At 62.6% G+C, this 6203-nt stretch carries 4 protein-coding genes; all 4 read left to right on the plus strand.

Annotated features, from left to right (window positions below):
* The first annotated feature begins 466 nt into the window (after window positions 1-466).
* Entirely contained in the window at window positions 467-1201 is a 735-nt protein-coding gene (cpaB, locus tag NZM16_RS06360) for a Flp pilus assembly protein CpaB (RefSeq protein WP_295450673.1), read from the plus strand.
* Window positions 1202-1291: 90 nt separating this feature from the next.
* Window positions 1292-2638: an AAA family ATPase gene (locus tag NZM16_RS06365; protein WP_295450671.1), complete on the plus strand. Its 1347-nt coding sequence runs from the start codon at window positions 1292-1294 to the stop codon at window positions 2636-2638.
* A 33-nt stretch (window positions 2639-2671) separates the two neighbouring features.
* Window positions 2672-4153 (plus strand): FHA domain-containing protein, encoded by a 1482-nt coding sequence (locus NZM16_RS06370; protein ID WP_295450668.1) that lies wholly within the window; start codon window positions 2672-2674, stop codon window positions 4151-4153.
* A gap of 2 nt (window positions 4154-4155) precedes the next feature.
* Window positions 4156-6156: an FHA domain-containing protein gene (locus NZM16_RS06375; protein WP_295450665.1), complete on the plus strand. Its 2001-nt coding sequence runs from the start codon at window positions 4156-4158 to the stop codon at window positions 6154-6156.
* Window positions 6157-6203 lie beyond the last annotated feature (47 nt).

The raw sequence follows: 6203 nt of genomic DNA on the forward strand, positions 1-6203 counted from the left end.
GCCGTGCTTTCCGAGAGGTAGGCTTAGCAAACCCAAGGTAGACTTGCTTTTTCGAGATCCGCTCAGACGATCCCACGGGTGTTCTCGCGATTGAGTTGCCAATCGGGACGGCGAAGGGCCTGGCGATCTTGAAGCTCCGATTCTGCCCGTGCGGTCTGCCCCTTGTTCCAGCTCCCCCATGGTCGGCTGCCTCTTCCGGTATCAAAAGGCTGTCGCTGAGCAGTTATCTCCGGCCATAGCCCATCCTCGTAGTCCGAGGTTCTTCTTCCGCCTCTGCCGAACACCGCACGCTTGAGGTCGTAAGGTGCCAGGTGCAAAAGGCTGTGTTCACAATTTGTTCACAGATCTTCATTTAAAATAGATCATGATACCAGACGCTGGTTGCCGGTCTCATCCGGGTCGGTGTGTTCTCCAACGGGTGAGTCCGTCGGATTCAGAGCCTACAAGCTGGAGCTGGGAGGGGAGGATGCGTCGCACGGCGTGGATTCTGACCGGTGCAGCCGTAATCGTAGGGACGATCACTTTTTTGATCGGGTTGGGGATTGTTAATCAGGCTTCTCAGATTACTGGGGAGACTGTAACCGTGCTGGTAGCACAAGTTGATATCCCTCAATTTACTGTGATTAGACGGGAAAACGTGGACAGCTATTTCCGCAAGTCGGAACTCCCCGCCTATTACTTCAATCGCCTCCAGGGGCTTGTCCGTCCCCAGGATGACCTGGAGGGATGGGTGACCATGGTCCCGATTCCCAAGGATTCCGTTTTGGTATGGGGGATGCTGGATAAAAACCTCGGTCTGGAGCCCGGCCGGCGGGCGGTAGCGATCAGTGTGAATTCCGAGACCGGGTTGGCTGGATTGATCCGACCTGGGAACCACGTCGATGTTCTGGTCTCCATGGAGGGCGAGCCCGGCGGATCGGGTCAGACGGTGGTGATGTTGCAAAATGTGCGGGTGCTGGCGACCAGTAATCTCTTGCCGCGAGAGGGGGAGGCGATCGCGGGGATGATCGGCCGGCTGCTCCCGAGCGGCCAGTTGGCGCCGGATATGGTGGTGGTTCTGGATCTTTCGCTGGAGGAGGCCGCCCGCCTGACCTACATGCGCAACTTCGCCAAGGAGATCCGGTTCGTGCTGCGCCGGTTCGGGGACGAGGAGAAGCAGAGCGTCCCATTGATCGACCGGGACCGGGCCATCCGTCCGTAGAGGGTTCAACGTCTGCCCCATGGGCAATCGGGAAAACCCTAAGGGGTCGCGATCGACAAGGTTTAGTAATTCCGGGAACGGAGGGCAGGGATGACGCAGGGCCGTTCGGATCTGATTCCGGTGGCGCTGATCACCAGCGATCCAGCCTGGGAGAAGAGCATCCGCGAGTTTCTCACTAACAGTGGGCGGGTTCAGATCGTTCGGGTTTTCCAGAATCCGGAGCAGGCTCTTCATCTGCTCCCTCACGTCCGCCCGACCCCGGAGATCGTCCTGTTGACCGAGAACGCAGGCGGCATCTCAGAGCTGAACACGTGCCGGCTGCTCTCCCAGACCATCCCTACCAGCGCGGTGATCCTGGTGGTGGGCGAGGCCCATTTCGAAGATCCGCGCTACCTGCGCAGCGCCATGGCCTCCGGCGCCGATGATGTGTTGCGGATGATGACTCCTCCCCGCTTCCAAGGGTGGATCGAATCCCTTGAGCGGGTGCGGGACCTGCTGCGAGGTCGGCAACTGGCCGCCCGACGCGAAACCGGCCAAATCGTGGCCCTGTTCAGCTTAAAAGGAGGTGTCGGGAAGACCACGTTGGCCATCGGTCTGGCAGATCGGCTGGCAGTGGTCTCTTCTGCGCGGGTGATCTATGTGGATCTCAACTGGCATGCGGGGATGACGGATTCCCTGATCGGCCTGCCCACCCCGCGCTCATGGCTGGAGAGCCTGGAATTCCAGCAATGGTCCCCGGCCATCGTGGATTCCCTGGTCCTCCGGTCCCAGGGTGACTTGCGGTTCGATGTCCTCGCCGCCCCACGGGAGGAGGATCACTTCGGCGTGCTCAAAGACCTCTACCTCCCATCCCGCGTGCCTCTGGAGGAAGAATCAGAGCTGGATCGCCTGTATCGATCCCTCTCGGCCTCTTCCCGTCTGGCGGAAGACGATCTCTTCCGAGATCTTCTGCAGCGTGCGCTGCAGCATGTGCGGATCGAGCACGCCCTGGCCTATGCTATTCATAATCTCCTGATCAATCTGCGTAGCTACTATCGGTATGTGGTTCTGGATCTGCCGCCGGCCGCCGATCCGCTGACCGTGCTGGCCCTCACCCGCGCTGATCACGTCGTGATCGCGCTGATCCCGGATTTGGCTGCCCTGCGAGCGGCCTATCTGTCCATGGATCTGTTGCAGCGCCTGGGGATTCCGGGGGAGATCGGCGTGGCCCTCAATCGGGCCACCCGTCGGAGCGAGATCCGCCCCGATACGTTGCAGCAGCTCCTCAAGGGCATGAGCTGGTTGGCGACGATCCCGGAGGATCCCTGGATGGTGAACGATCGAACTCCCAGTGATGTGCTCCGCCGGCCAAGCCTTCTGGATGCCATCGGTCGGATGGCAGCCCACATCGTGCCGGCCGCCGAGGCGGTCGAGGCGCCTGGCCGTCGCAGGGCGTAGTGTGCGTAGCGTGCTCTCAGTGGGAGCGCTAAGATGCGGTCTCGTCGACGGATTGGACCTTATCGGGTCGACCGAGAGATCCGCCAGGGCAAGATCGGTGTCCTGTATCAGGTCCGGGGCGAGACGGGAACTCCACGAGCCCTTAAGGTGTTGCATGCCTTTCTGATCCAGGACCGCAATAGCCTGGAGCGGGAGTTGCAACGTCTGATTGCCGGCCTGCGCAGCCAGTCGGTGCCCTATCTCTTGTCCCCGATTGAAGCTGGCCACGACCCGGATGAGGACGTTTTCTACATTGTCTATCCGTGGGTGGATCGGGCCCTCCCCCTGGATATCCTCCTCCAGCGGGAGGGAGGGCGCCTTACCCTGGATCGAGTAGTGACGTATGTGTGGAGAACCCTCCTGGCGCTCCGCGGGATCACCACAGCGATCGGGATGCACGGGGCCCTTAAGCTGTCAAACCTGATGGTGGATGGGCGTGGCCGGTTTTATGTGACCGATGCGGGGCTGGCGGCTCTCATCTATCGGACCCAGCCGGGCGTGGTCCCGTGGGAGGCGATCGGCACCTGTGCCTACATTGCCCCAGAGCTGATCCAGCGCGAAGCAATGGGCTTCCCCACAGACCTCTACGCGCTGGCAGCGATCGCCTATCATCTGCTGGCTGGGCGCTTGCCGTTTCCCTACGACGACCCAGCCCGTCAACGCCGGGCACACATCGAAGAGCCTCTGCCCCCCCTCGAGGGCATCCCGGAGGGGTTCCAGCGATGGCTCTCCCAGGCGATGGCGAAAGCGCTGGAGCAGCGTTTCCGGGATCCGGATAGCGCCCTGGAGGCTCTGGAGAACGTGCTGCTGGAGCGGGGATGGGGGCTTAGCTTTTGGCTGGCAGAGGCCCAGGAACTCTGGGCAGGGGGCGAGGCCGATCTGGCGCTAGAGCATCTTGATCGGGTGTTGCGGGTTCAGCCGGAGCATCCGGAAGCCCGCCTGCTCCGCGAGGAAGTCGAGCGCAGCCGGCTGCAGCAGCAGGTCGATCAGGCCCTGCGGGAGGCCCGGCAACTCCTGGATCAGCACCGGCTGGCAGAGGCAGAAGAGCGGATCCGCTGGGTGCTGACCCATGCGCCTCAGCATGCCGAGGCGGTCGCACTGCAGGCCCGGCTGGAGGAACTGCGGAAGCGGCCGACAGCTTTGGTGTTGTGGACCCGCAGCGGCCGGGCATTCCGGTTGCGAGGTGAAGGGATCCTGGGACGGCGGAGCGCGTCGTCGCCGTCGCCGGACATCGATCTCAGCTCAGAGGATCCCCAGCGCTATGTCTCGCGGCGGCATGCCCGGATCTGGTTCGCCAACGGACAGTGGTGGATCCAGATCTATCCGGAGACGACCAACCGGACGTGGCTGGACGGCCAGCCCCTAGAAAGGGGGAGCTCCTATCCGCTGCCCGATGGCTCCTCGTTGCGCATCGGAGATCTCGAGCTAAGGGTTCAGTGGATTCTCGATTTAGGAGATCGCGCGGAGGAGGTATGAGGATGGAGGGGCAGAAGGGCACCCGGATGACCGGAAGCTTGGTGTTCGGGCTGTTGCTAACTGTGACCTTTGGGGTAGCGCTCCATGGCCTCAGGCCTTCCGCAGCCCATGCGCAAGGCGGCATCCTGACGGCGCGGATCTACGGAATCGATGTCACGCAATTCCCCACGGTCACCGCCTTCCTGCAGGTGGTGGATCTGAACGCCGGGTTGCCAGTCCCTCAACAGCCCAAGCTGGTCGCGATGATCGAGGACGGCCAAGCGCTTCCAGCCCAAGAGGCAACCCTTGCTCCATCTCAGCTCGGATCGGACATCGTCATCCTGCTGGATGCCAGCCAGAGCATCATCAGCCCGCAGTCCCGGGGCTACACTCGCAAATCGCGCTTAGAGGAAGCACGGGAGCTGGTGCGAGCGATCGTGGACAACATGGGGGAACGGTCCCGGGTGGCCCTTTTAGCCCCCATCGGCGCGGAGCTGGTTTTTATCGGAGGCTTGGGGAAGGATGGGACGCCCCTAACTACGAATGGGGGGGCTGTGGCGAATGCTCTGGATCAGCAGGACTTCCCTCCCCGGCCGCGGGGCCAGGAGGCTACCCCATTGTTTGATCTGCTCGGGCGGGCGATCGAGGTCCTCCAGAACGCCCCCGGCCGCGCCAACCGGCCAGGGATGGTGATCGTTCTGTCCGATGGCATCGATTTCCTGAGCGATCAGCAGGTGACGGATGTGACTCGGCGTGCGCAGGAGCGGCAGATCGTGGTTCACGCCATCCAGATCGGCCCTCCCCAGGGGAAGGGGCGGGAACGGGCGATGGAGAACCTGCGGCGGATCGCCGCGCAGACCGGAGGCCAGGTGAAGATCTACGGGCGCGACGACATGACGCCCTTCTACGAATCCCTGAAAACCCGGTGGGGCCAGCTCCTGGTGCTGCGCTACCGCTCGCAGGTCCGTCAGTCCGGCCAGCACGAGCTGGTGCTCCGCCTAGAGGTCGGTGGCCAGACCATCGAGGTTCGGGCCACCTACGCCCTGACTATCCGGCCCCCGGAGGTCCGGGTAGAGTGGGAAGGCGGGGAGGAGATCGATGCCAGCAAGGTCCTCTCGCTGCCGGTGAAGATCCGTGTGGAGTGGAAGGACCAGCGGGGCGCTTATGGCGTGCTGGTCAAGGGGTTCCGTGTTGGAGAGGCGTTTGTGGGATTCGAACAGCAGACGGCGGCTCAAAAAGGCAACTTGGCCCTCCTGCAGGGCACGGTAAACTTGGCGGGTGCCCCGCCAGGTGTTTACCTATTGCAGGTCGACTTGGAAGATAACCTCGGGTTCCTGGTCCATGGGAACGGACCGCGGATCCGTCGACCGGCTGCGGCACCATCCCCCGTCAGCCGTGGGTTCCTGGATGTGCTGCCGGTGTTTTCCTGCACGCTGGCCCTAGCTGCCCTAGGGGTGGCCATCATCGCCTTCGTCCGCAGCCCGCGCCTTCGCGAGGCCGCTTCCACGATGACCCAGCCGCTTGTGCAGCGGATCAAGGAAGTGACGGAGCCCTTCTTCCCTACCGGAGCCGTCCGCGGCGCTGAACCTGCCCGGGCATGGCTAGTGGTGGTGGAAGGGGAGGAGGAGCGCCGCCAGATCCCCATCCGCAGCATCCATGTTCGCCTAGGCCGGGATGAATCCCTAGCAAACATCGTCTTTAACGATCGGACGGTGTCCCGCCTGCATTGCCGCATCGAAGAGGTCGAAGAAGGGGTCTTCATGATCTACGACGAGGGAAGCACCAGCGGGACGTATGTAAATTACGAGCAGGTCCCAATGAACGGTGCACGCTTGCAGGACGGCGATCTGATCAACATGGGGCGAGTGCAGCTTCACTTTCGGCTGAAGTTAGACGCACAGGCTTCATCCGCCCCTCGACCTGCCCCCTCATCGCCGTCCCTTGCGGCCCAGGAGGGCGTTGAGGAGGAGAAGACCCACCCGTTGCGCTTGGACGATGAGCGAACCCAGATCTTCAAAGAGTAAAACCGGGTTCTGATCGCCCGCTGGCTGGGCAATCTGCTCTGTGCTGG

Origin of the sequence: Thermoflexus sp. (assembly GCF_025055495.1) — a bacterium.
Taxonomy (GTDB): domain Bacteria; phylum Chloroflexota; class Anaerolineae; order Thermoflexales; family Thermoflexaceae; genus Thermoflexus.

Coding starts and splice junctions, on each gene's coding strand:
- cpaB (WP_295450673.1), top strand. CDS start 467: ATGCGTCGCACGGCGTGGATTCTGACCGGTGCAGCCGTAATCGTAGGG.
- NZM16_RS06365 (WP_295450671.1), top strand. CDS start 1,292: ATGACGCAGGGCCGTTCGGATCTGATTCCGGTGGCGCTGATCACCAGC.
- NZM16_RS06370 (WP_295450668.1), top strand. CDS start 2,672: ATGCGGTCTCGTCGACGGATTGGACCTTATCGGGTCGACCGAGAGATC.
- NZM16_RS06375 (WP_295450665.1), top strand. CDS start 4,156: ATGGAGGGGCAGAAGGGCACCCGGATGACCGGAAGCTTGGTGTTCGGG.